The 23982-nt window shown below is 66.1% G+C and carries 21 protein-coding genes; 19 read left to right on the top strand and 2 right to left on the bottom strand.

The window, feature by feature from the left end; translation table 11 throughout:
- Positions 1-55: 55 nt before the first annotated feature.
- The 13 genes from MA09_RS08100 to MA09_RS08040 all read left to right on the top strand — a co-directional run bounded on the left by MA09_RS08100 (position 56) and on the right by MA09_RS08040 (position 14847).
- On the top strand, positions 56-1381 hold the full coding sequence (locus tag MA09_RS08100; RefSeq protein ID WP_036246826.1) for a hemolysin family protein: 1326 nt from the start codon (positions 56-58) through the stop codon (positions 1379-1381).
- A 57-nt stretch (positions 1382-1438) separates the two neighbouring features.
- A complete protein-coding gene (locus tag MA09_RS08095) occupies positions 1439-2245 on the top strand; it encodes a TlpA disulfide reductase family protein (protein WP_036246825.1) in 807 nt (268 codons plus the stop codon).
- A 66-nt stretch (positions 2246-2311) separates the two neighbouring features.
- Complete coding sequence (locus MA09_RS08090; protein ID WP_036246824.1) at positions 2312-3013, top strand: MBL fold metallo-hydrolase; 702 nt, start codon at positions 2312-2314, stop codon at positions 3011-3013.
- 139 nt (positions 3014-3152) lie between these two features.
- Positions 3153-5459 carry a bifunctional diguanylate cyclase/phosphodiesterase gene (locus MA09_RS08085; protein WP_036246823.1) on the top strand — a complete coding sequence of 769 codons (2307 nt, stop codon included), beginning with the start codon at positions 3153-3155 and terminating at the stop codon, positions 5457-5459.
- Between the two features lie 38 nt (positions 5460-5497).
- Complete coding sequence (locus MA09_RS08080; protein ID WP_036246821.1) at positions 5498-5908, top strand: secondary thiamine-phosphate synthase enzyme YjbQ; 411 nt, start codon at positions 5498-5500, stop codon at positions 5906-5908.
- Positions 5909-6080: 172 nt separating this feature from the next.
- Entirely contained in the window at positions 6081-6785 is a 705-nt protein-coding gene (locus tag MA09_RS23645) for a hypothetical protein (protein ID WP_051933277.1), read from the top strand.
- A gap of 112 nt (positions 6786-6897) precedes the next feature.
- The gene (locus MA09_RS08070; protein ID WP_229440616.1) at positions 6898-7908 is read left to right on the top strand and encodes an amidohydrolase family protein; all 1011 of its coding nucleotides are present in this window, start codon (positions 6898-6900) and stop codon (positions 7906-7908) included.
- A 114-nt stretch (positions 7909-8022) separates the two neighbouring features.
- Positions 8023-9207: a DUF3616 domain-containing protein gene (locus tag MA09_RS08065; RefSeq protein WP_036246819.1), complete on the top strand. Its 1185-nt coding sequence runs from the start codon at positions 8023-8025 to the stop codon at positions 9205-9207.
- Between the two features lie 99 nt (positions 9208-9306).
- Positions 9307-9672, top strand: a complete 366-nt coding sequence (locus MA09_RS08060; RefSeq protein WP_036246817.1) for a hypothetical protein — start codon at positions 9307-9309, stop codon at positions 9670-9672.
- 151 nt (positions 9673-9823) lie between these two features.
- Positions 9824-10324, top strand: a complete 501-nt coding sequence (locus MA09_RS25025) for a hypothetical protein (protein WP_200883044.1) — start codon at positions 9824-9826, stop codon at positions 10322-10324.
- A gap of 78 nt (positions 10325-10402) precedes the next feature.
- Complete coding sequence (locus MA09_RS08050; protein WP_036246813.1) at positions 10403-11134, top strand: hypothetical protein; 732 nt, start codon at positions 10403-10405, stop codon at positions 11132-11134.
- Positions 11135-11509: 375 nt separating this feature from the next.
- Positions 11510-12880 carry an amino acid permease gene (locus MA09_RS08045; RefSeq protein ID WP_036246811.1) on the top strand — a complete coding sequence of 457 codons (1371 nt, stop codon included), beginning with the start codon at positions 11510-11512 and terminating at the stop codon, positions 12878-12880.
- Positions 12881-12954: 74 nt separating this feature from the next.
- The gene (locus tag MA09_RS08040) at positions 12955-14847 is read left to right on the top strand and encodes a CocE/NonD family hydrolase (RefSeq protein WP_036246809.1); all 1893 of its coding nucleotides are present in this window, start codon (positions 12955-12957) and stop codon (positions 14845-14847) included.
- A gap of 134 nt (positions 14848-14981) precedes the next feature.
- Here MA09_RS08040 and MA09_RS08035 read toward each other — a convergent pair whose 3' ends face one another.
- Positions 14982-16577 carry an EAL domain-containing protein gene (locus tag MA09_RS08035; protein ID WP_081897482.1) on the bottom strand — a complete coding sequence of 532 codons (1596 nt, stop codon included), beginning with the start codon at positions 16575-16577 and terminating at the stop codon, positions 14982-14984.
- Between the two features lie 261 nt (positions 16578-16838).
- On the opposite strand from MA09_RS08035, the gene MA09_RS08030 reads away from it, so the two are divergent.
- From MA09_RS08030 to MA09_RS08005, 6 genes are all read left to right on the top strand, one after another.
- The gene (locus MA09_RS08030) at positions 16839-18071 is read left to right on the top strand and encodes a 3-methyl-2-oxobutanoate dehydrogenase (2-methylpropanoyl-transferring) subunit alpha (protein WP_036246807.1); all 1233 of its coding nucleotides are present in this window, start codon (positions 16839-16841) and stop codon (positions 18069-18071) included.
- Positions 18071-19123, top strand: coding sequence for a transketolase C-terminal domain-containing protein (locus MA09_RS08025; RefSeq protein ID WP_036246805.1), 1053 nt, complete (start codon positions 18071-18073; stop codon positions 19121-19123). Before MA09_RS08030 ends, MA09_RS08025 begins: the two co-directional genes overlap by 1 nt.
- Before the next feature lie 2 nt (positions 19124-19125).
- Complete coding sequence (locus MA09_RS08020) at positions 19126-20478, top strand: dihydrolipoamide acetyltransferase family protein (RefSeq protein ID WP_036246804.1); 1353 nt, start codon at positions 19126-19128, stop codon at positions 20476-20478.
- Between the two features lie 4 nt (positions 20479-20482).
- Positions 20483-21889, top strand: coding sequence for a dihydrolipoyl dehydrogenase (lpdA, locus tag MA09_RS08015; protein WP_036246803.1), 1407 nt, complete (start codon positions 20483-20485; stop codon positions 21887-21889).
- A gap of 248 nt (positions 21890-22137) precedes the next feature.
- Positions 22138-22659: an outer membrane beta-barrel protein gene (locus tag MA09_RS08010; protein ID WP_036246801.1), complete on the top strand. Its 522-nt coding sequence runs from the start codon at positions 22138-22140 to the stop codon at positions 22657-22659.
- A 68-nt stretch (positions 22660-22727) separates the two neighbouring features.
- Positions 22728-23234: an outer membrane beta-barrel protein gene (locus tag MA09_RS08005; protein WP_036246799.1), complete on the top strand. Its 507-nt coding sequence runs from the start codon at positions 22728-22730 to the stop codon at positions 23232-23234.
- Here the strand turns inward: MA09_RS08005 and MA09_RS08000 are convergent.
- Positions 23222-23914 (bottom strand): TetR/AcrR family transcriptional regulator, encoded by a 693-nt coding sequence (locus tag MA09_RS08000; protein ID WP_081897481.1) that lies wholly within the window; start codon positions 23912-23914, stop codon positions 23222-23224. The genes MA09_RS08005 and MA09_RS08000 overlap by 13 nt on opposite strands.
- Positions 23915-23982: the final 68 nt, after the last annotated feature.

Below are 23982 nucleotides of genomic sequence, written 5' to 3'. Positions count from 1 at the left end.
TTTCGCGCGTGCCCGGACCCGGCCCGGATAGTCCGACGGAGGCCCCGCGCCAGTGTTGACCGACATATTGATCATCTCCTTCCTCATCCTGATGAACGGAGTGTTCGCCATGAGCGAGTTGGCACTGGTCTCGGCCAAGCGCATGCGCCTGGAACGGCGCGCCGAAGAAGGCAGCCGTGGGGCGCGCACCGCGCTCGGCCTGGCCGACGATCCTAGCCACTTCCTCTCGACCGTGCAGGTGGGGATCACCTTGATCAGCATCTTCAACGGCGCATTCGGCGAGGCCTCGCTCGCCAGCAGCCTGACTACCCACCTGCAGACCGTCCCGGCCATCGCCCCCTATGCGCGCGAAGCCGCTACCGGCCTGGTGGTGGTGTTCATCACGATCGCCTCGATCATTTTCGGTGAACTGGTCCCCAAGCGCATCGCGATGCGCTATCCGGAAGCGATCGCCACCCTGTTCTCCCAGCCGCTGCGCTTCCTGTCCATGCTCATGGCCCCATTCGTGAGGTTCCTGGCGCTGACGACGAACGCGATCGTGCGCGTGCTGGGCATCCGCGAAGCCAAGGAAGAAGCGCCGACCGAGGAAGACATCGCCGGCATGATCAAGGAAGGCGCCAATACCGGCGTCTTCGAGAAGACCGAATACGACATCGTGCAGCGCGCCCTGCGCCTGGACGACCAGCACCTGAAGTCCCTGATGACGCCGCGCGTCGACCTGGTGATCCTCGACCTCGAGGAAGACCGCCAGCAGAACCTGGAAATCATCGCGTCCAATCCCTACAGCCGCTTCCCGGTGTGCCGCGGCGACCGCTCGCACATCCTCGGCTACGTGATGGCGCGCGACCTGTTCGCCCAGGCCGTGCGTACCGGCTCGCTCGGCGCCGTCGACCTCGACGGCGCCGTGCAGGACCTGCTCTACGTGCCCGAGACCGTGAGCGCGATGGCCCTGCTCGAGATGTTCAAGAAGAACCGTGCCGAACTGGCCCTGATCGTCGACGAGTACGGCGACATCCAGGGCATGGTCACGCTCAGCGACGTGATGAGCGCCCTGGTGGGAGACGTCACCGTGGCCGGCGAGGAGCACGAGGCCGACGCCGTGCAGCGTCCGGACGGCAGCTGGCTGGTGGACGGCGGCGTCTCGCTCGACCGCTTCCGCGACCTGCTCGAAACCGGCGAAGTCTTCCCCGGCGAGGACGAAGGCGCCTACCACACGCTGGCCGGCTTCATGCTCTACCAGCTCGGCTACATCCCGAAGCCCGCTGAGATCGTCGACTGGGAAGGCTTCCGCTTCGAGGTGATGGACATGGACGGCAACCGCATCGACCGCATCATGGTCTCGCGCTACGTGAAGATCGAGCAGGAACCGGACCGGGATTAATCTTCTGCTAAGGCTGATGCGGTAAGGTCGCGCCAACTCAACAAGGAAAGGCGCGCTTTGGATGTCGTCACACTAGGACCCTTCGTCCTGCCCACCGCCGTCCTGCTGGTCCTGGGCGGCATCCTTGCCGCCAACCTGCTGGCCGACTGGTTCCGGCGCCGCCGCGATACCGATCCCGGGCCGGTCATCTGGAAAATGCTCCTGGCCGGCTTCGTCGCCGCACGCGCGGTATTCATCCTGCGCCACCACGACCTGTTCGCCGACCGCCCGTGGACCATGCTGGACTTCCGCGACGGCGGTTTCGACGCGACCGCCGGCCTGCTGGTCGCCTGCGTGGTGGGCGCCGAGCTGACCCGCCGCGAACCCGCGCTGCGCCGCCCCTTGTTGGTATCGAGCCTGTCCGGAATCGCGATCTGGCTGGGCGGCACCCTCGCCTTGCAAGCCTTCGCCCCGCCCCATGCGCCCATGCCCGAGCTCAGCGTGCGCCGGCTGGACGGCGCCGAAGTCCCATTGCGCAGCTTCCAGGGCAAGCCTCTCGTGGTCAACCTGTGGGCGACCTGGTGCCCGCCGTGCCGACGCGAGATGCCGGCCCTGGCGGCGATGCAGCGCAAACGGCCGGACGTCGGCTTCGTCTTCGTCAACCAGCGCGAGTCGGCGGCGACGGTACAGGCTTTCCTGGCGGCGCAGGGGCTGCGCATGGAGAACGTGGTGATCGACCCCGCCGGGCAGCTGGGCGCGCGGACCGGATCGGTGGGCTTCCCGACCACCCTGTTCTACGACCCGCGGGGCGTGCTGCGCTTCCGGCATGTGGGAGAGCTGTCGGAGGCGACGCTCGCGGAGAAGCTCGGGGCGCTGGGTCGCTAGGCCCGTCACTGCGCTTCCCCCGCCTTGCATCCTGTGGTACAACACGGGCCGCACACAGGAGAGCCCATGCAAGTCAACCCGATCCAGCTGTTCGACGCCGAATCCTCGACCTACACCTACATCCTGTCGGCTCCGGACAGCCGCGATGCCGTGATCATCGATCCGGTCGACCGCCACTGGCAGCGCGACCTCGCCCACATCGAACGCCTCGGCCTCAGGCTGACCCACGTGCTGGAAACCCACGCCCACGCCGACCACGTCACCTCGGCCGGCAAGCTGCGCGCCCTCACCGGCGCCAAGGCCTGCGTGCCCAGCGGCTGCGGCATCGGGCCGGCCGAAGTCCAACTGCAGGACGGCGACCTCATCGTCTTCGGACAGCGCGAGCACATCGCCGTCATCCACACCCCCGGCCACACCGCCGGCAGCATGTGCTACCTGTGGCGCGGCAACCTGTTCACCGGCGATACCCTGCTGGTGGACGGCTGCGGCCGCACCGATTTCCAGGGCGGCTCTGCCTCCGCCCTGTACGACAGCGTCACCCGCAAGCTGTTCGCGCTGGATGACGCCACCCGGGTCTGGCCGGGCCACGACTATCGTGGGCAGTCGGTGTCCACCATCGGCTGGGAAAAACGGCACAATGCCCGCCTCGCCGGCCGCTCGCGCGAGGACTTCGTGGCCCTGATGGCCTCCCTCAACCTGCCGCCCCCGACACTGATGGACGTGGCGGTGCCTGCCAACCGCAAGCTCGGCCTGGCACACGGCGCATAACCGACAAGTAGCGTTGTCTGAAAAGCGACATTCTCCAGGGCCGCCGACGCAAATTCGTCATTTCCCGGTATAATCTTGCCTTAATAGAAATTTTAGTGCGCACAGGAAACTTTTGTGAGCCGGCGTACCGGGCTGAAGCATGAAACAGTTTGACGATCTGGCGCACTGGCGCGCGCGCATTTTCTCGACACTGATGTCGGCGGTGCTCCTGCTCGGCGTCGTGGCCGCCCTTCCCAGTGCCGTCCTGGCCATGGCCGACGGCCTCTGGCAGATCGCCGTGATGGACATCGTTGCCCTTGGCTGGGTGTTCGCGATCTGGCGGTTCGACCGCCTCCCTTATACGCTGCGCGTCCTGAACTTCCTGGCGATGCTGTTCCTGGTCGGCGTCGGCCTGATGCTCGGCGTCGGCGCAGTGAGCCAGATCTTCCTGCTGGCACCCCCGGTGCTGGCCGTCGTCCTGCTCGGCACCCGCCAGGCCCTGGCCGCCCTGTTCCTGAGTGCCTTCACCATCCTCGGCCTCGGCCTGGGCGGCCACGCCCAGCTCTATGTTGCCGGCCTCGCCCAGGATGAACTGCTGGCTTCGCTGATCGTCACGCTCAACTACCTGTGCGTCGGCGCGCTCATCACTATCACCTGCGGCGCCCTGGTCAAGGGCCTGGCAGCCACGCTCGGCGAAGTGCATGGCTTTGCCGAAACCCTCGAGATCAAGCAGGAAAAACTGCACGAGCTGAATGCGGAGTTGCGCCTCACCTCGGCCGCCGTGGCGCGCCTGAACGACATGGTGCTGATCGCCCACGCCATCGACGCGCCCGGCGCGCAGCAGCCGATCATCTCGGCCAACGAGGCCTTCGAGTACCGCACCGGTTACCGCCGCGACGAGATCATCGGCCGGAGCATGCGCCTGCTGCACGGTCCGGACACCGATCCGGACGAGGTGGCGCGCATCCTGTCCGCCGTCGCGCGCAACGAACCGGTCAAGGCCGAGCTGCTGCTGTATACCAAGGCCGGCGAGGCTTTCTGGGCCGAGATGGAAATGGTGCCCTTCGCCAGCGACGGCGGGCGCAGCACCCATTGGGTGGTGGTCGGCCGCGACATCACCGAACGCCGCAACTCCGCCAAGGCCATCCATCACCTCGCCTTCTACGACGTGCTTACCGGCCTGCCGAACCGCCGCCTGTTCACCGAGCGCCTCGACGCTCTGGTGGACGCGCGCAATGCCGGCGGCGCGCTCGGCGCCGTGCTGTTCATCGACCTCGACAATTTCAAGTACGTCAACGACGCGCGTGGCCACGCCACCGGCGACGCCCTGCTGCGCAGCGCGGCCGAGCGCCTGGTCGCGACCGTGCGTGCCCGCGACACCGTGGCCCGACTCGGCGGCGACGAATTCGTGATCCTGCTCAACGACCTCGGCGATGACCCCGACACCGCCGCCGCAGCCGCCCTGAAGGTGGCGCACAAGGTGCAGGCCGTGCTGGGCGAGGAAGTCACGATCGACGATCACGTGTACCGCTCGACGGGCAGCATCGGCGTGGCCCTGCCGCTGCGCGCCGGCCAGACCGCCCACGACCTGCTGCGCGAAGCCGACACCGCGATGTACCAGGCCAAGGCGAGCGGGCGTAATGGCGTCGCCCTGTTCGAGACGACCATGCTGGCCGAGGCCGAGCGGAAACTCACGCTCGAACGCGACCTCGCCGTGGCTCTCGAAAACGGCGAACTGGCCATGCACCTGCAGCTGCAGGTCGACCGCGCCCAGCAGCCGGTCGGCGCCGAGCTCCTGATGCGCTGGCGCCGCGCCGACGGGATCCTGGTCCCGCCCGACGTGTTCATCCCGATCGCGGAAGCCACGGGCCTGATCGTCCCGCTCGGGACCTGGGTGCTGCGCCAGGCCTGCGAAGCCTGGCTGCGCCTGGATGCGGCCGGCCACCCGCTGCCGCTCTCGATCAATGTCAGCCCGGCCCAGTTCCGCCAGCCCGACTTCGTCGAGACGGTCGCCAGGGTCCTGCAGGAGACCGGCGCCCCCGCCACGCAGTTGATCTTCGAGGTGACCGAGGGTCTCCTGGTGTCGGACCTGGACCAGACCATCGCCCGCATGCACGAGCTGGCGGCCCTGGGCATCCGCTTCTCGGTGGACGACTTCGGCACCGGCTACTCGAACCTGGCTTACCTGAAGCGCATGCCCCTGTACGAGCTCAAGATCGACAAGAGCTTCATCCGCGACACCCCGAACGACGTCAACGGCACGGCGATCGTGCAGTCGATCCTGTCGATGGCCGACCACCTCGGGCTGCGCGTGGTGGCCGAGGGCATCGAGACCGCACAGCAGGCTGACTACCTGTCCGGCAACGGCAGCCCGCTGATGCAGGGCTACCTGTTCTCGCGCCCGGCGCCGCTCGACGACCTGCTTGCGACCCTGGACGACCTGCAACCGGCACGCGCCGCGGCCTGATTCTGCTAAGCTTCGCGCATCAAGAGCGGGAGCATCATATGGCGCACCAGTCCATCCTCGACATCCAGACGACAGGCCGCGGCACGCGCGAGATCACCGACGCGGTGGCAGAGGTGGTGCGCGCTGCCAAGGTGCAGTGCGGATTGGCCCACGTCTTCGTCCAGCACACCAGCTGCTCGCTCCTCATCACCGAGAACGCCGACCCCGACGTGCGGCTCGACCTCGAAACCGTATTGAGACGGCTCGCGCCCGACGGCGACCCGGCCTACCGCCATGATGCCGAGGGCCCGGACGACATGGCGGCCCACGTGCGCAACATGCTGACGGGGTCCGGCCTGAGCGTGCCCGTCGGCGGCGGCCGCCTGCTGCTCGGCACCTGGCAAGGCATCTACCTGTACGAGCATCGCAGCGCACCGCACCGCAGGCGCGTGGTGGTCACCGTCTCGTAGGGTGGCGCCGGCGGCGTCCGCTCGATTCCCCCTGCCGTGGGGGCAGACCGGCGCAGGCCGATTACCTACACTGCATCCAGGCCGTGACGCTGCACCCGCGAGGCGCAGGGAGAACGGCCGCAAGATTCCAGTATTGCGTTGCCAGCAGCTCCACCAAGGAAACGACTCGCCCATGGACTTCCTCGACGACATCCTGGAGGCGCGCAAGGCGCGCCTCAGCCAGTCTCTACTCTGCGCCGACATGGCCGACCGGAAGGTCGACCCCTGCCAGCGCCTGTCCTTCGTTCCCGCCATGATCTTCTTCACGATGGGCTTCAAGGACATCCTTGCCGCGCTGCGCGACAACAACGACAAATCCGCACTGCAGGCCTGCGTGCACCAGCACTGCGACGAAGACGCCTTCCACTGGCAGTGGTACCTCGAAGACCTGGAAACGATCGAGCACGGCCGGCGCCTGCTGCGCCTACCCGCGGCGCAAGCCCTGACCGACGTCTGGTCGCCCGCCAACCACGCCACCCGCGAAGCGGTCTACCACACCATCCACCTGGCCAAGACCTGGGGCACCCCGTTCTACCGCATGGTCCTGATCGAAGCCCTGGAAGCGACCTTCGCCTGCTTCAACGAGCCGATGTACAAGCTGGTGCGCGAGCTCGGCATGGCCGAGCGCCTGCACTATTTCGGCCAGGTCCACCGGCACGCGGAAACAAGCCACGCCAAGGACCAGGGCAGCGCCCGGCATCCCGCGTACACCCCGAGCGAAGATGAACGCACCACCGCCGGCTTCCTTGTCAACCAGGTCTTCGATACCTTCAAGCGCATGTTCGACTGCTGGCACGCGGCGCGTCTGACCAGCCAGGCCATGCGTCCGGCAGCCTGAGCACGCCGCTCCGCCATGGCGGGGGATCCACCGCATATGCATCCATTTGTCGTGGACAGCGCGGGCGGCACCCGCTAGTCTGAAGCCTCGTTCTTTCACCCGAGGTGTCGCCATGTCCCGCGTACTGGTCAAACTGCGTTTCAGCGCCGCACTGCTGCTTGCCCTGCCCGTCGCCGCGCTCGCGCAACAGGGCGCACGACCGGCAGCACCCGCCGCGATCGCCGCCGCCGACCACCACCAGCACCTGTTCAGCCCGGGGATCATCGCCTTCATCGCGCCCAAGCCGGGACCCGATGCGCTGCGCGAAATCCCCGTCACCGGACTGATCGCACTGCTGGACGAAGCCGGCATCCGTCGTGCCGCCGTCATGTCGGCGGCCTACATGTATGGCCGTCCATCGCGCGTTGTCGAGGACGAGTACGCCAGGGTGAAGGCGGAGAACGACTGGACCGCGGCCCAGGTCGCGAAATATCCGGGCCGCCTGCGGGCCTTTTGCGGCTTCAATCCGCTGAAGGACTATGCCCTGGCCGAACTGGAGCGCTGCGCGGCCCATCCGCAGCTGCGCACCGGGATCAAGATGCATTTCGGGAATTCCGACGTCCAGCTGGAAAAGCCCGAGCACCTGGCCCGCCTGAAGGACGTATTCCGCGCCGCGAACCGGCACCGCATGGCGATCGCGGTCCACCTGCGCGCATCGATCTCGCTCGGGCGCCCGTACGGCGAAGCGCAGGCGCGCGCCTTCCTGGACGGGCTGATGCCCGAGGCAACCGACACCATGGTGCAGGTGGCGCACTTCGCCGGCACCGGTCCCGGCTACGAAGACCCGCCGGCCAACGAAGTGATGCGCGTCTTCGCCGACGCTGCCGCGCGCAAGGAGCCGAACACACGCAACCTGTACTTCGACGTCGCCTCGATCGCCACGCCCGACATCAGCCCGGAGCACGCCCGCGAGATGGTCGAGCGCATCCGCAAGGTGGGCCTCGACAAGATCCTGTACGGATCGGATGCGGCCACGCCCACCAACATGAAGCCGCGCGAGGCCTGGGCGGCCTTCCGCGCGCTGCCGCTGACCGAGGCCGAACGCAGGCGCATCGCGGGAAACGTGGCCCCTTATCTAAAATAGGCTGAAATCAGCTGGAATAGGCGTCGCCGGGGCCGCGCCGCTGCTGGGCGCCGGCGCGCGCGGGTGCATGCTATCTTTACCCGGCAATATCGCACGCCGGCACAGGGTAAGCTCATGCATCCGACCAACATCGTCCTCCTCGAATTCCACCCCGAGCGCGACGAACTTTGCTACGGCAAGGAACTGCGCGACGGCCTGTCCGTGGCCCTGCGCATGGGCAGCTCGCTCTGGCTCGCCAACGACGAATCGGTCAGCCTCGAGCGCCTGACCGTGTGCGCGGAGGACAGTACCGGCCGGAGCAGCTTCACGCGCGAGCACCGCCAGTACGCGCTGCACGACTACCTCGACCTGCCGCTGCCGCCGCACGGCGAATCGAAGGACGACATCAACGAAGCCGACATCGAGGGCCTGGCCTGCGACGGCAAGTACCTCTGGCTGGCTGGCTCGCACAGCCTGCGGCGCAAGCAGCCGAAGCAAGGCGATGGTGTCAGGAAGGCCCACAAGCGCCTCGCCACCGTCAGCGCCGACGGCAACCGCTACCTGCTGGGGCGCATCCCCGTGTGCAAGGATGGCGACGGCTATACGCTGGAAAAGGAAACGACCCACAAGGACAAGACTCAGGGTAAGCAAAGGCGCGCAGCTGTGCTGCGCGGCGACGAGCACGGCAACGAATTGACGGCCCTCCTGCGCCAGGACGAGCACCTCGGCCCCTTCCTCGCCATTCCGGGCAAGGACAACGGCTTCGACATCGAGGGCCTGGCGGTGGCCGGCAAGCACCTGCTGCTCGGCCTGCGCGGGCCGGTGCTGCGCGGCTGGGCACTGGTGGTCGAAGTGGCCCTCGTCGACGACGAGCAGCCCGGCCGGCTGCGCCTGGCCCCGGTGGACGACGAGGGCCGCCTGTACCGCAAGCACTTCCTCGACCTGCGCGGGCTGGGCATCCGCGACCTGTGCGTGCACGGCAAGGACATCCTGGTGCTGGCCGGGCCGACCATGGACCTGGACGGCCCGGTGACCCTGTTCCGCTGGCGCGGCGCGGCCGAGCCGGGCAAGGAGTGCGTGGTGGCTGCGGAGGAACTCGAACGGGTGCTGGAACTGCCCTTCGGCCACGGCGTCGACCATCCGGAAGGGATCGCGCTGTTTGCCGTCGACAAGGATGGGGTCGAATCGCTGCTGGTGGTGCACGATTCGGCCTCGCCGAGCCGGCAGATCGGCGACAGTACCCTGGTGGCGGACGTTTACACGCTGCCGCAGCGCCAGCGCATGAAAGAAGCAAAACCGGGAGCAAAGCCGGCAACATAGATCGTGAACAGTGCATATTTCCGCACGCTCGTGATTTTTGTTGAATTTCATGCCCGGTCCCGGGTGCTATTCTCGCGGCCTCGCCTCTGGTTCGACGCAATGACACCCAAGAATACCCTGTGGGCGCTGCTGGCCCTCATGTTCGCCTGCGGCATGGCCGACGCCCTGTACGCCGCTGCCCACGTCCGCATGCCCGTGTGGTGGATGTTCCTCTCCGCCTTCCTGATGAGCTTTCTGCCCTACTACTGGTATCGCCTCGACAGCGAGGCGCGGCTGTACCGGCGTTCGCGCTGGATGAGCATGGCCGTGGTGGCGATCGCGCCGATCGGCATTCCACTTTACCTGCTGCGCAGCCGTCCGCAAGGCGGACGCCTGGGTTCGCTGGCGCGCATGTCGGGCTTCCTGGTGATGATGCTGGGCGCCGGCGTAGCCGGCGTGATGGCGTTTTTCGTCATGCCAGGCTAATCAGGATGCGAGTGCACTCAGCGTCGATGGCATCGTCGTGTGTACTGCCGTTGCTTCCAGTGATTATTGACGAGAATTTCGGACGAGAATTATTGTAAGCTGCCTGCTTCCATACTATCGGCATTGCTCCTGGAGCAAGCGCCCTGCTATCGTGAAGCACGCTATCGATATCCATCGGACGGGACTGGCATTCGGCTGGGTCATTCTCGGCTTTTTTCTGTCGCATGCTGGGGCGTCGGCCCAATCGCAGCTGCCAGCACCGAGTCGGACGATCTACAAGTGCGTGGTTGGAGGCTCTGTCAGTTATTCGGATGAGCCATGCGTGGGGGCGCAGCGCCTTGATGCTGTTCCGACTCGCGGCGTGGACCGCTTATCCGGATCTGCTAAGACAGGCAAGGACGTCGCAAACGAAATCCGTTCCGAACAGTTCGCGCAAGCCACCCGGCCTCTCACTGGAATGAGTGCCTCAGCGTTCGCGACCACTACCCGGCGTCACCGCCTGGACGCAAGGACTCAGCGCGAATGCAGCCAGCTCGAACCAGCTATCCTGGAACTGGAACAGGCGGAGCGGCGTCCTCAGGCCGGCATGGCCGAATCGGTTCGGCAGAACCTGTTTATCTTACGCAAGCGCTACAAGAAACTGGAATGCTAAGTAATCGTGGCTGAACCTCTGCCTCAACGACACCCAGGCGCTGGTGCAGACATGCTAATCGCGTGTTAAGGAAGGACTATGGAACTGAATTCGCGGGCAGTTTATGAGGTACTCAAAGGGAAGGGAATCGACACGTTCCATCACGCAAATACAGTGCAAACCGCTTGCGTATTCCTGCAGCACGGTCGGCTTCTTTCACGTGGCACCGCGGACGAGCGCGGCATTGAGCAGACCGCCCAGAAATCGGATGAGATCGACCGGAAATACGGAATCTGGTACGACCTGTTCCTGGACAGTGTTGATATCCATGAACGAGCGAAGGGTAGGAATTTCTACGGCCCGGTCCTTTTCCGCTTCCGCATGGATCTTTTGCTTGAAGACTGGCTGCCGTCCGTGTGGATTACCAAGAAGAATCCAACAGACTGGGTAGAGGGCGAGAGCCACGCTGAGCGCTACTTCCAGTCAGTGGAAGAGTTCGACAGGAACTATCGCAAGGGCAACTTTGGATCGATGTTCATGCTTCGTCACGCTGGAGGCGTACTACGCCTCCAGCCACATTTGCTGGATGTCGTGGTCGATGACCCCGGGTGGGAATACAAGGATATCGATATCTATAGTCAGACAGTCGGTGCGCTGAACGCCTCCGCCTGGCAGGGTGGAATCAAAGACTTGGTGATCACTAAACGGGTCTGTGCAAGTGCATGCAAATGCGCGAACCAATATACGCAGTTTCTCAACAATGAGGAGACGCGTAAGAAATATGGCAAGCAGACAGCGAAACTGTTCTTCTTCATGGCGGATAATGCTTAGTGCTCTTTCTTTTACTGCACTTGGACAGAACGGTGGTACAACTGTCGGCTCACGGCAGCCTGCCGCAGCCCTGCGCCGCCCGCCTTCCATTTTTGCTAAGGTAGAACCGATGCCGCGCGCCGCGCGGCCGGCCCCTACACGAATGGAGGACAGCATGCGCAAGATGATCATGATGGCCATTGCAGGCCTGCTCTGGAAAAAATTCGGCGGCAGGATGGCACAGCGCTATCCGCTCGGCCGCCGCACCTACCGCCGCTTCTGATCCCGCCGGCGGCTACCGGAGAAGTTTCGCCGGTGAGCCGTCCACGGCTGCGCTCCATGCAGTAGAATCGCTGGCTTTAAGGCAACGCATTTGCCAAAACCTTAAGGCCGACGATGGACAACGCCAAGCATGAACTCAAACGTGGCTTAAAGAACCGCCACATCCAGCTGATCGCCCTTGGCGGCGCCATCGGCACCGGCCTGTTCCTGGGCGTCGCCCAGACCATCCAGCAGGCCGGCCCCTCCGCCCTGCTCGGCTACGCGATCGCCGGCCTGGTCGCCTTCCTCATCATGCGACAGCTCGGCGAGATGATCGTCGACGAGCCGGTCGCCGGTTCCTTCGGCTATTTCGCCAGCAAGTACGGCAGTCCGATGGCCGGCTTCGTCTCCGGGTGGAACTACTGGGTGATGTACATCCTCGTCAGCATGGCCGAGCTGTCCGCGCTCGGCATCTACGTGCAGTACTGGTTCCCCGAGATCCCGACCTGGGTCTCGGCGCTCGCCTTCTTCGTGCTCGTCAATTGCCTCAGCCTGCTCAACGTCAAGGCCTTCGGCGAACTGGAATTCTGGTTCTCGATCATCAAGGTGGCGGCCGTGGTCGGCATGATCGTGTTCGGGCTCTACCTCCTGATCAGCGACACCGCGGGCCCCCAGGCCGGCGTGGCCAACCTGTGGCAGCACGGCGGTTTCTTCCCGAACGGCTTTGCCGGCCTGGCGCTGTCGATGGCGGTGATCATGTTCTCCTTCGGCGGTCTCGAGATGATCGGCCTCACCGCGGCCGAGGCCGACAATCCCGGCCGCACCATCCCGCGCGCCATCAACCAGGCGATCTGGCGCATCGCCATCTTCTACGTGGGCGCGCTGGCCGTGCTCCTGATGCTCTACCCGTGGCAGAAGGTGGTCACGGGCGGCAGCCCCTTCGTGCTGATCTTCGCGGCCCTGGACAGCAATGCCGTGGCCAACGTCCTCAACCTGGTGGTGCTCACCGCCGCCCTGTCGGTCTACAACGGCTGCGTCTACGCCAACAGCCGCATGCTGTTCGGCCTGGCCGAGCAGGGCAACGCGCCGCGTGTCCTGCTCACGCTGAGCAAGCGCGGCGTGCCGCTGGCGGCCCTGGGCGTCTCGGCGGTGGCCACCGGCATCTGCATCTGCATCAACTACTTCCTGCCGAAGGAAGCCTTCGGCATGCTGATGGGCCTGGCCGTGGCGGCGCTCGTCATCAACTGGGGCATGGTGTGCTGGAGCCACCTGCGCTTCCGTCGCGCCAAGGAGGCCGCCGGCCAGGCGACCGCCTTCCGCAGCCCGTTCTTCCCGCTCACGAACTATCTGTGCCTGGCTTTCCTGCTAGGGATCGTGGTGGTGATGTACCTGACGCCGGGGCTGCGGCTGTCGGTGTGGATGATCCCGGCCTGGCTGGCCCTGCTGGCGTTCGGCTACCGGCTGCGCCAGCGCAACTCGGCCGCGGCCGCCCCCGTCTCCGCCTGATCCTGGCCCACTAGCCGCACTGTTGATGAAGTAGTACTCCAGCTTCCAGATCCCCATGAGCCGAAGGAGTCAGCTTGAAAAAGATTGTCGCCAGTATCGTCGCGGTCGCCCTGTTCGCGGCCGACGCGTCCACCCTCGTTGCGGCGCAGGACTATAGCAAGTACAGCCAGGAAGCCCTGGAAAAGGAACTGGCGCTGCTCGCCACGTCCCGTCTCAGCGTGATGGTGCCCATGCGCGACGGCGTCGGGCTGTCGACCGACATCTACATGCCGAAGAATGCCTCCGGCCGCCTTCCCGCCATCCTGTGGAAGACGCCCTACAACGAGGGCAAGCTGAAAGGCTCGACCCAGCGCTACGTACTCGAATCGGTCAAGCGCGGCTACACCTTCATCGTGCAGAACGAACGCGGCCGCTATTTCTCCGGCGGGACATGGGAAATCCTCGGCAATCCGCAGACCGACGGCTACGACACGCTGAACTGGATCGCACGGCAAGACTGGTCGAACGGCAAGGTCGGCACCCTCGGCTGCTCGTCCTCGGCCGAATGGCAGCTGGCCCTCGCCGGCCTGAACCACCCGGCGCACGCGGCGATGGTCCCGATGGCGGCCGGCGCCGGCATCGGCAAGGTGGGACGCTTCCAGGAACAGGGCAACTGGTACACCGGCGGCGTACCGCGCAATCTGTTCTTCGTGTGGCTGTACGGCGTCGACAATCCGCTGCGCGCCCAACTGCCCGCCATCCTTGACGACAAGCTGCGCGCGCGCATCGAAGCCTACAACGATCTGCATCCCGCCAAGCCCCAGGTCGACTGGAACAAGCAGATCAAGCACCTGCCGGTCGACCAGCTGCTGTCCTCGCTCGGCGAACCGCCGGGCACCTTCGAGGCCCTGATCAAGCGCACACCAGGCGACCCTGCCTGGCGCCGGGGCGGCCTGTACCACGAAGGCATGGGCTGGGGCGTGCCCGCGCTCTGGTTCAACAGCTGGTATGACGTCTCGATCGGCCCGAACCTGGAGCTGTTCAACCATGCGCGCAGCGCCGGCACCGACAAGGAAGCCAGCGCCAACCAGTACGCCGTGGTGGCGCCGAACCCGCACTGCGCGTTTGCCAAGCTGGGCCCGAACATGACCGTGGGCGAGCGCAACATGGGTGACACCAGTTTCGACGTCGACGGCGCCATCTACGGCTGGTTCGACCGTTGGCTGAAAGGCGACGCCAAGGCCTTCCCTGCCGACACCCCGCACGTGCGCTATTTCGAGATGGGCGCCAACCGCTGGCAAAGCGCGGGCACCTGGCCGCCGGAAAAGGCCAAGCCGATGCGCCTCTACCTGCGCTCTGCCGGCCGCGCGAATTCGCTCTACGGTGACGGCCGCCTGACGGCCGAAGCGCCGCCGGCCAACGAAGCGGCGGACCGTTACCGCTACGACCCGATGAATCCGGTGCAGACCATCGGCGGCGGCGACTGCTGCAACGGCGGCATCGTCGTTCCCGGCGCCTTCGACCAGCGGCCGGTGGAAGCGCGCAACGACGTGCTGGTCTACACCAGCGACCCGCTGCCGAAACCGGTGAGCGTGGCCGGCTTCGTGGACGCGGTCCTGAAGGTCTCGTCGAACGCGAAGGATACCGACTTCGCCGTCAAGCTGGTCGACGTGGCCCCGGACGGCACCGCCTGGATCATCGGCGATACCATCTTCCGCGCGCGCTACCGCAACGGTTTCGACAAGCCCGAGCTCCTGAGCCCTGGACAGGTCGTGACGATCCGTCCAACGCCGATCGCCACCGCGATCCAGTTCGGCGCCGGCCACCGCATCCGGGTCGAAGTGACTTCGTCGAACTTTCCGAAGTTCGTGCGCAACCTGAACACCGGCGGGCCGAACGAAAGCGAGAAGACCGGCGTGGTGGCCGACAATGCGCTGCACCATGACGCGGCCAACCCGAGCTATATTGAACTGCCGGTAGTCCACTGAAGCGGTATGGCAAGAATCGGGCATCTTCATCTGCACTCGGTGCCCGACCGGCCAAGCATCTCATCGCACCGACTCGGAGCAAGATGGCAGCAAGCTGGGACCTGGCGCCGTTCGCCGCGCCGGCCGGGTGTATCCTAGCCCGATACCTGCAGCGCGTCTGATTCCTGCTGCACCATGTCTTCCATCCGCCGCACGATCTCCGCGAAAGGCATGGACCGCCCGTACAGCCAGCCCTGGGCATACTGCACCCCGCGTTCCAGCAGGAACTCGGCCTGCGCCTGGCTTTCCACCCCTTCCGCGATCATCTTCAGTCCCAGGTCCTTGGCCATGCGAATGATGTGCCCGACCACCTGGCTGGTCGGCGCGCCGGTGCCGATCGCCTCGATGAAGCTGCGGTCGATCTTCAGGTAATCGAGCTCCAGGGTTTCGAGGTAGGACAGGCTCGAGTAGCCGGTGCCGAAGTCGTCGATCGCGATGGCGAAACCATGGCGCCGCAGTGCTCCCGAGGTCTCGCGCGCAACGACCGGGTCGAGCAGGCCGCGCTCGGTGACTTCGAGGATGATGCTCGATGGCCGCGCCCCCATGCGCTGGAGCGTGTGCTGCAGGCTGTCGAGAAAACCGGGCGAATGGAAATCGCTTGGCGCCACATTGATGCCGATATGGAAGTCAGGATGGATCTCGAGGTAAAAGCCGGTGTCGCGGCAGACGAGTTCCAATACCTGTCGCGTCAACTTGTCGATCAGGCCATTCTGCTCGGCGATCGGGATGAACAGCTCGGGCATGACGATCTCGCCGGTGGGCCGGCGCCAGCGCACCAGCGCCTCCACGCCGATCCAGCGTCCGCTGTGCAGCTCGACCACGGGCTGGTATTCGAGGAAGAGTTCCCTGCGCCGAAGAGCGGTCTTGACGGCCGCCGGCAGGGCCAGCTGCTGGCGCGCCAGCACCAGGATGGCCAGCGTCAGCACGACGCCGGCGAGCACGCCGGCCGGCACGAGCTCCGTGGCCAGCGCGTCGGAGCGGGCTTCCAGGTAGGACAGCGGCACCGCCGCGACGCCGACGGTCAGGTTCTGCGGCGAGCGCACCAGCGCGATGACATGGCCGTCTTCGAGGAACACCGCCTCCGGGGCATTGCCCAGGCGCGCCAGCCAGCGCCCGTCGATGTGTCCACGTGCCGCCAGCGGCACCGGCGAGCGCAGCGACAGCAGGGACAGCGACACGTCCGGCTCGCCCTTGGCGGTGTCGATCACGGTCGCCTGGTGGATGATGGCGGCGAACTCGCCGACCTGGATCACGCCGAAGCTGACGTCCGGAACGGACGGAAAACGCACGTCCGGCCGCAGCAGGGCGCCGGCCGTGCCGAGCAAGGCCGGCGGTCCGAGCTCGAGTGCCTGGGAGCGGCCGGCGATCGACGAGCAGACCATCCGGTTCCCGCGCACGTGGCCGACCGCCTGCAGGTAGCTCGACGCCAGGTCGATCTGGCGCATCAGGTCCAGGCTTGCGGGCGAGCATGGTGCGCCCGCATGGCGCGCAACCAGCCGCTCGAGCCCCGACCGGACCTGCCTGGCGGTTTCGTCCGCGCGAATGACGACGTCGCGGGCGTAACCGAGTGCACGGTCGCCCTCGCCCTGGAAGGCCTGCCGCTTCGATTCGGCAAGCGCAAGCCAGAGCGGCAGCCCGATGCAGGCAATCGCCACCAGCAGCGTCAACAGGACGACGACAGTTTTTTTCATGGTTTTCTGCGGACGGGCATGAACCGATCCGGCCCCAGTCCCATACTACAGACGCCGTCCGTGCCCCGCAATCGGCACCGGGCGCTTGCCGCGGATTTGTCCCGCCTCGCGCCACATGCGGGGCCCGCAGGCAGGGTTCGGCGCCACGCGCGGCCCCCTATGCTGCATAGCAATATGAAAATAGTTCGCCAAAGCCTTCGTGTGCGCGGCCGTTCGTCTTATCATGCTTGCCGCAAGTCACCTTACAAAGGGGAAGCGTTTATGAGTCAGAGTAAGCCTCTGTCGCTGCATGTACCGGAGCCTACCGGCCGCCCGGGCTGCAAGACCGATTTTTCGTACCTGCAATTGAGTCCCGCCGGCGCCATCCGGCGTCCGCCCATCGATGTGGCGCCGCTCGATACGAGCGACATCGCCACCGGCCTGATCCGCGTCCTGGACGAGAACGGCGACGCCGTCGGTCCCTGGGCGCCCGAGGTCGAGCCCGAGCTGCTGCGCTTCGGGCTGCGCACCATGATGAAAACCCGCATCTTCGACGCCCGCATGGTCATCGCCCAGCGCCAGAAGAAGATGTCCTTCTATATGCTCTCGCTCGGCGAGGAAGCCCTCGGCACGGCCCAGGCGCTGGCCCTCGAAGACGGCGACATGCACTTCCCGACCTACCGCCAGCAGAGTCTCCTGATCGCCAAGCAGGTGCCGCTGGTCGAGATGATCTGCCAGCTGCTGTCCAACGAAAAAGATCCGCTCAAGGGCCGCCAGCTGCCGGTGATGTACTCGGTGCGCCGTGCCGGTTTCTTCACCATCTCGGGCAACCTCGCCACCCAGTACCCGCAAGCGGTGGGCTGGGCCATGGCCTCCGCCATCAAGGGCGATACCAAGATCGCCTCGGCCTGGATCGGCGACGGCGCCACCGCCGAATCCGATTTTTCCACGGCCCTGACCTTTGCCCACGTGTACCGCGCGCCGGTCATCCTCAACGTGGTCAACAACCAGTGGGCGATCTCGACCTTCCAGGCCATCGCCGGCGGCGAGAGCGTCACCTTCGCCACCCGCGGCATCGGCAGCGGCATCGCCTCGCTGCGCGTGGACGGCAACGACTTCCTGGCCGTGCTGAGCGCTTCGCGCTGGGCGGCCGAACGGGCCCGTTCCAACCTGGGCCCGACCCTGATCGAATGGGTCACCTACCGCGCCGGCCCGCACTCGACCTCGGACGACCCTTCGCGCTACCGCCCGGCGGACGACTTCCAGCACTTTCCGCTCGGCGACCCGGTCGCGCGCCTGCGCCAGTACCTGACCAAGCAGGGCTGGTGGTCGGACGAAGAGAACGACCGCGTACAGGCCGAACTGGAGGCGGAAGTCCTCGCGGCCCAGAAAGAAGCCGAGTCCTACGGCATCCTGGGCGACGAGCGCGCCCCGAGCGCCGCGACCATGTTCGAGGACGTATACAAGGAAATGCCGGAGCACCTGCGCCGGCAGCGCCAGGAGCTGGGAGTCTGATGATGGCACGTGACGATCAACCAAAAGACACGGCCACGATGCCGATGACCATGATCCAGGCGCTGCGCTCGGCCATGGACGTGATGATGGAACGCGACGACAATGTCGTGGTGTATGGCCAGGACGTCGGCTACTTCGGCGGCGTGTTCCGCGTCACCGACGGCCTGCAGGCGAAGTACGGCAAGTCGCGCGTGTTCGACGCGCCGATCTCGGAAGGCGGCATCGTCGGCACGGCGGTGGGCATGGCGGCCTACGGTCTGCGCCCGGTGGTCGAAATCCAGTTTGCCGACTATTTTTATCCGGCGACCGACCAGATCGTGTCGGAAGCGGCGCGCCTGCGCTACCGTTCGGCCGGCGAGTTCACCGCCTCGATGGTGATCCGCATGCCCTGCGGCGGCGGCATCTACGGCGGCCAGACCCACAGCCAGAGCCCGGAAGCCTTCTTCACCCACGTGTGCGGCCTGCGCACCGTGATGCCGTCCAACCCGTATGATGCGAAAGGCCTCCTGATCTCGTCGATCGAGAACGACGATCCGGTGATCTTCCTGGAGCCGAAGCGTTTATATAACGGCCCGTTCGACGGCCACCACGACCGTCCGGTAGTGCCGTGGTCGGGCCATGCCCTCGGCAACGTGCCTACCGGCCACTATACGGTGCCGCTGGACAAGGCGAATATCGTCCGTCCGGGCAACGACGTGACGGTGCTGGCCTACGGCACCATGGTCTGGGTCTCGGAAGCGGCGGCGCGCGAGAGCGGCGTCGACGCGGAGGTGATCGACCTGCGCAGCATCTGGCCGCTCGACCTCGACACCATCGTCGATTCGGTCAAGAAGACCGGACGTTGCGTGATCGTGCACGAAGCGACCCGCACCAGCGGCTTCGGCGCCGAACTGGCGGCCCTGGTGCAGGAACACTGCTTCTACCAGCTGGAAGCGCCGATCGAGCGCGTCACCGGCTGGGACACCCCCTACCCGCATGCGCAGGAATGGGCATATTTCCCCGGGCCGGACCGCGTTGCGGCGGCCTTGAAACGCACGATGGAGGGACGCTGAACATGGGCATTCATGTCATCAAGATGCCGGACCTGGGCGAAGGCATCGCCGAGGTCGAAGTGGTGGCCTGGCACGTGCAGCCGGGCGACACGGTCAAGGAAGACCAGGTGCTGGCCGACGTCATGACGGACAAGGCCACGGTCGAGATCCCGTCGCCGGTGGCGGGCACCATCACCAGCCTGGGCGGCGCGGTCGGCCAGGCGCTGGCCGTCGGCGCGGAGCTGATCCGCCTGGAAGTCGAGGGTGCCGGTAACTATTCCGGCGAGAAGGCCAGGCAGGAGCCGGCCAAATCAGCGGCCCCGACCGCGCCGGCCGAGGAAATAGGCGATCCGCAGCTGGAAGCGGTGGCCCATGCCGAAGCCGCGTCCGGCGCGACTGCGAAAGCAGCTGCTCCGGTCGCCCCCCCGCCGCCGAAGGCCCCGGCTCCGCAGCCCCGCAGCTACCAGAATGGCCCGGCGCCGATGCGCGCCGAAGGCGAAAAGCCGCTGGCGGCGCCGGCCGTGCGCCAGCGCGCCTGGGACCTCGGCATCGAACTGCAGTTCGTGCACGGCACCGGACCGGCGGGACGCATCACCCACGCCGACCTCGACGCCCACGTGGCCGGCCGCCGCGGCGCCGGCCAGGGGGGCGGCAGCGACAACCGCTATGCCAAGCTGGAAGGCGAGCACGCGGCGCCGGTGATCGGCCTGCGCCGCAAGATCGCCGAGAAGATGCAGGAAGCCAAGCGCAACATTCCGCACTTCACCTACGTGGAAGAGATCGACGTCACCGAACTGGAATTGCTGCGCGCCCAGCTCAACGCCAGGTATGGCGCCGAGCGCGGCAAGCTGACTCTCCTGCCGCTCCTGATGCGCGCCGTGGTGCTGGCGATCCGCCAGTACCCGATGATGAACGCGCGCTACGACGACGCCAACAACCTGCTCACGCAGTACGACCCGGTCCACCTCGGCATCGCGGCCCAGACCGACGCCGGACTGATGGTGCCGGTGGTGCGCCACGCCGAAGCGCGCGACCCATGGAACAGCGCTGCCGAGGTGCTGCGCCTCGCCGAAGCCGCACGTACAGGCAAGGCCACGCGCGACGAACTGACTGGCTCGACCATCACGATCACCAGCCTTGGCCCCCTGGGCGGTATCGTCACCACCCCGGTCATCAACCGGCCCGAAGTGGCGATCATCGGCACCAACCGCATCGTCGACCGTCCGGTGATCAAGGATGGCGCGATGGTGGCGCGCAAGATGATGAACTTGTCATCCTCCTTCGACCATCGCGTCATTGACGGCCAGGTAGCGGCGAAGTTCATCCAGACCATCCGGGGCTATCTCGAAACCCCGGCCACCATCTTCGTGGAGTAAAGGCATGGAGACCATCAACACAACCCTGCTGATCATCGGCGGCGGCCCCGGCGGCTACGTGGCCGGCATCCGCGCCGGCCAGCTGGGCGTCCCGACCGTGCTGGTCGAAGGCGCTTCGCCTGGCGGTACCTGTCTGAACATCGGCTGCATCCCGTCGAAAGCCCTGATCCACGCCGCCGACGAATTCTGCAAGGCGCGCAGCTATGCGGCCGAGACATCGCCGCTGGGCATCACCAGCAGCGCGCCGCGTATCGAGCTCGACCGCACCGTGGCCTGGAAGGACGGCATCGTCAAGAAGCTCACCGGCGGCGTCGGCGCCCTGCTCAAGAAGAACGGGGTCAAACTGGTGAATGGCTGGGCCACCGTCCTCGACGGCAAGACGGTCGAGGTCAGGCCGGAAGGCAGCAGCGAGGCAACGGTGCGCATCCGCTGCGAGCACATGCTGCTGGCGAGCGGTTCGGAAGCGGTGGAACTGCCCTTCATGCCTTTCGGCGGCCGCGTGGTTTCCTCGACCGAAGCGCTGTCGCCGGGCGAGATCCCGCAGCGCCTCGTGGTCGTGGGCGCCGGCTACATCGGCCTGGAGCTGGGCACCGCCTATCGCAAGCTGGGCAGCCTGGTGACGGTAGTCGAAGCGGCGGACCGCATCCTGCCTGCCTACGACGCCGACCTGGTCAAGCCGGTCGCCGCCTCGCTGGCTCGCCTGGGCGTGGAGCTGCGCCTGGCCACCTCGGTGCTGGGCATGGATGAAGAAGGCCAGCGGGTGCGCGTGCGCGACGCCTCCGGCGTGGAGTCCCTGCTCGAAGCCGACCGGGTGCTGGTGGCCGTCGGCCGCAAGCCGCGTACCACGGGCTGGGGCCTGGAAAACCTGATGCTCGACATGGAGGGGCGCGCGGTCAAGGTCGACGACCAGTGCCGCACCTCGATGCGCAATGTCTGGGCCATCGGCGACCTCACCGGCGAGCCGATGCTGGCCCACCGCGCCATGGCGCAGGGCGAAATGGTGGCCGAGATCGTGTCAGGCAAGCGCCGCCACTTCGCCCCGGCCGCGATTCCGGCCGTGTGCTATACCGATCCCGAGATCGTCGTGGCCGGCATGTCGCCGGCGGACGCGGACAAGGCCGGCATCGAGATCGTCACCGCGAATTTCCCGTTCAGCGCGAACGGACGCGCCATGACCATCGAGAGCACGGACGGCTTCGTGCGCGTGGTGGCGCGCAAGAGCGACCATCGCATCATCGGCTGGCAAGCCGTCGGTGGCGCGGTGTCCGAGCTGGCGGCGGGCTTCACCCAGTCGATCGAGCTGGGCGCCCAGCTCGAGGATATCGCCGGCACCATCCATGCCCATCCAACCCTGGGCGAAGCCGTCCAGGAGGCCGCCCTGCGGGCACTGGGGCACGCGCTGCATATTTGAGCCGAGCCGAGCGCCGCCCTCCTGTCGAAGCCGCCCATCCGGGCGGCTTTTTTCATTCTCCTGTACCGTAAAAGCTTTGCCGAATCGGGCTAACGAGCAAACGCGATGTGCATACATGGTTACATTTGCAAACAATATTTGCAAAATTGTGCGTAATGAAAAATTGCAGTTTGTGTATCCCAACTGCAATAATCGCTCCGCGCTCGGGAATCAACCCCAGCGCATGACTACAAGAAAGAGGCACCACCATGTTCAAGAAATTCGCAACCGTTACCGCCCTGATCATCGCTTCGTCGGCAGCCTTTGCCGCGCAACCGGACACCTTCTACGCCGGCGCGGATGTCGGCCGTACCAAGATCAATGACATGTCGGGCCGTGACACCAGCTATGGCGCTTTCGTCGGCTACAACTTCCACCAGAACTTCGCCGTGGAGGCCGGCTATCGCCGACTGGCCGACTACGACTTCCTGGTCGCAGGCGCGGGTTCCAGCATCATCGGCGGCAGCGAAAGCGTCAATCAGGCGCACCTCTCGGTAATCGGCAGCCTGCCGGTCGGCGAAGGCTTCAGCGTGTACAGCCGCCTCGGCGTGAACCACCTGCGCGTCAAGGCCAAGGCCGGAAACTACAAGTATTCCGGTTCGGAGAACAAGGCCTTGTACGGCGTCGGCGTCAGCTACGCCTTCAGCCCGGCCGTGTCGGCACGCCTCGAAGTGCAGAAACCTGCCAGCGACGCGACCAACCTGAGCGCAGGCGTGGCTTTCCAGTTCTGATCGGCGTTCACCTCTCGCCAGGGTCGCCGCCTGCTGCGGCGGCCCTGGACTACTGAAAAGGCAATCATATGTTGAAGAAAATTGCAGCCGCAACTGCCCTGTCGATCGCTTCGTCGGCAGCCTTCGCGGCACCACCGGACACCTTCTATGCCGGCGCCGACGTCGGTCGCACCAAGATCACCGATGCGAGCGGCCGCGACACCAGCTTCGGCGGCTTCGTCGGCTACAACTTCCATCCAAACTTCGCCGTCGAACTGGGCCACCGCCGCCTGGCCGACCGCGACTACCGCTTTGCCGGCTTCAGCGCCAACGAGCGCGCAGTCCAGACCTCGCTGTCGCTGATCGGCAGCCTGCCGGTCGGCGAGCGCCTGAGCGTCTACGGACGTCTCGGCGCCGCCCGCATCCAGAGCCGCTTCAGCAGTGAAGGCCACACCGCCAAGGATTCGACCACCAAGGCGCTGTACGGCATCGGCCTGAACTATGCAATCACGCCCGCCGTCTCGGCGCGCGTCGAAGTGCAAAAGATCTCCCAGGCCGCAAGCAACCTGAGCGCGGGTATCTCCTACCAGTTCTGAGCGCTTCCGCGCTCCCCAGGCCCGGCCCCCGCCGGGCCATTTTCATGGCGCGGCGCGGCCGCGGCTCCCTGAGCCGAAGAGAGCACCGCGCCGAGCCGCAGCGCCGTATCGACCACCGCATCGATGTCCGGCGCATAGCCGTTGTCGATCCAGCGCAGTGCGATGTGGATCACGCCGCCGACCACGCCGGCCTGCAGCAGTTCGTCGTCGGGGGCGTCCGGCGGGGCCACGATGCGGGCCACCTCGCGGCCGATGGCGCGCAGCGCTCCGTCGAAGGTCAGGTCCACGGCCCGGCTGACGCCGCGGATCTCCACCAGGAAGACCCGCGCCGACTGCGGCTGGCGCTGCAGCGCCGCGAAGTAGGCGTGCAGCATGGCGCGCGAACGCGCGATGCGCCCGCGTCCGGCTTCCGTGGCTGCGCGGGTGATTTCCCCCAGCACCGAATAGGTGACGGCATTGAAGGAGTCGATCAGCAGCGCTTCGCTGTTAGGGAAGGATTCATAGAAGTAGCGCTCGGTCAGGCCGGCAGCCTCGCAGACCGCCTTCACGGTGGCCTGGTGGTAGCCGCGTTCGCCATAGACGGCAATTGCCGCCGCAATGAGGCGCGCCCGGCGGTCGGCGCGCCGCTCTTCCTGCGACAGCCCGCGGTAGGACCGGGTAGTGGTGAGCTCTGCTTTCATGACCACATTCTACACAGAAACTTGTTTCCAAACTCTTCATCGAATTTGTCATCGAACTTGTCACCCCA

The organism is Massilia sp. BSC265, from assembly GCF_000740675.1.
In the GTDB taxonomy this organism is placed as follows: domain Bacteria; phylum Pseudomonadota; class Gammaproteobacteria; order Burkholderiales; family Burkholderiaceae_D; genus Telluria.
This window is presented reverse-complemented; position numbering and strand designations above follow the sequence as displayed.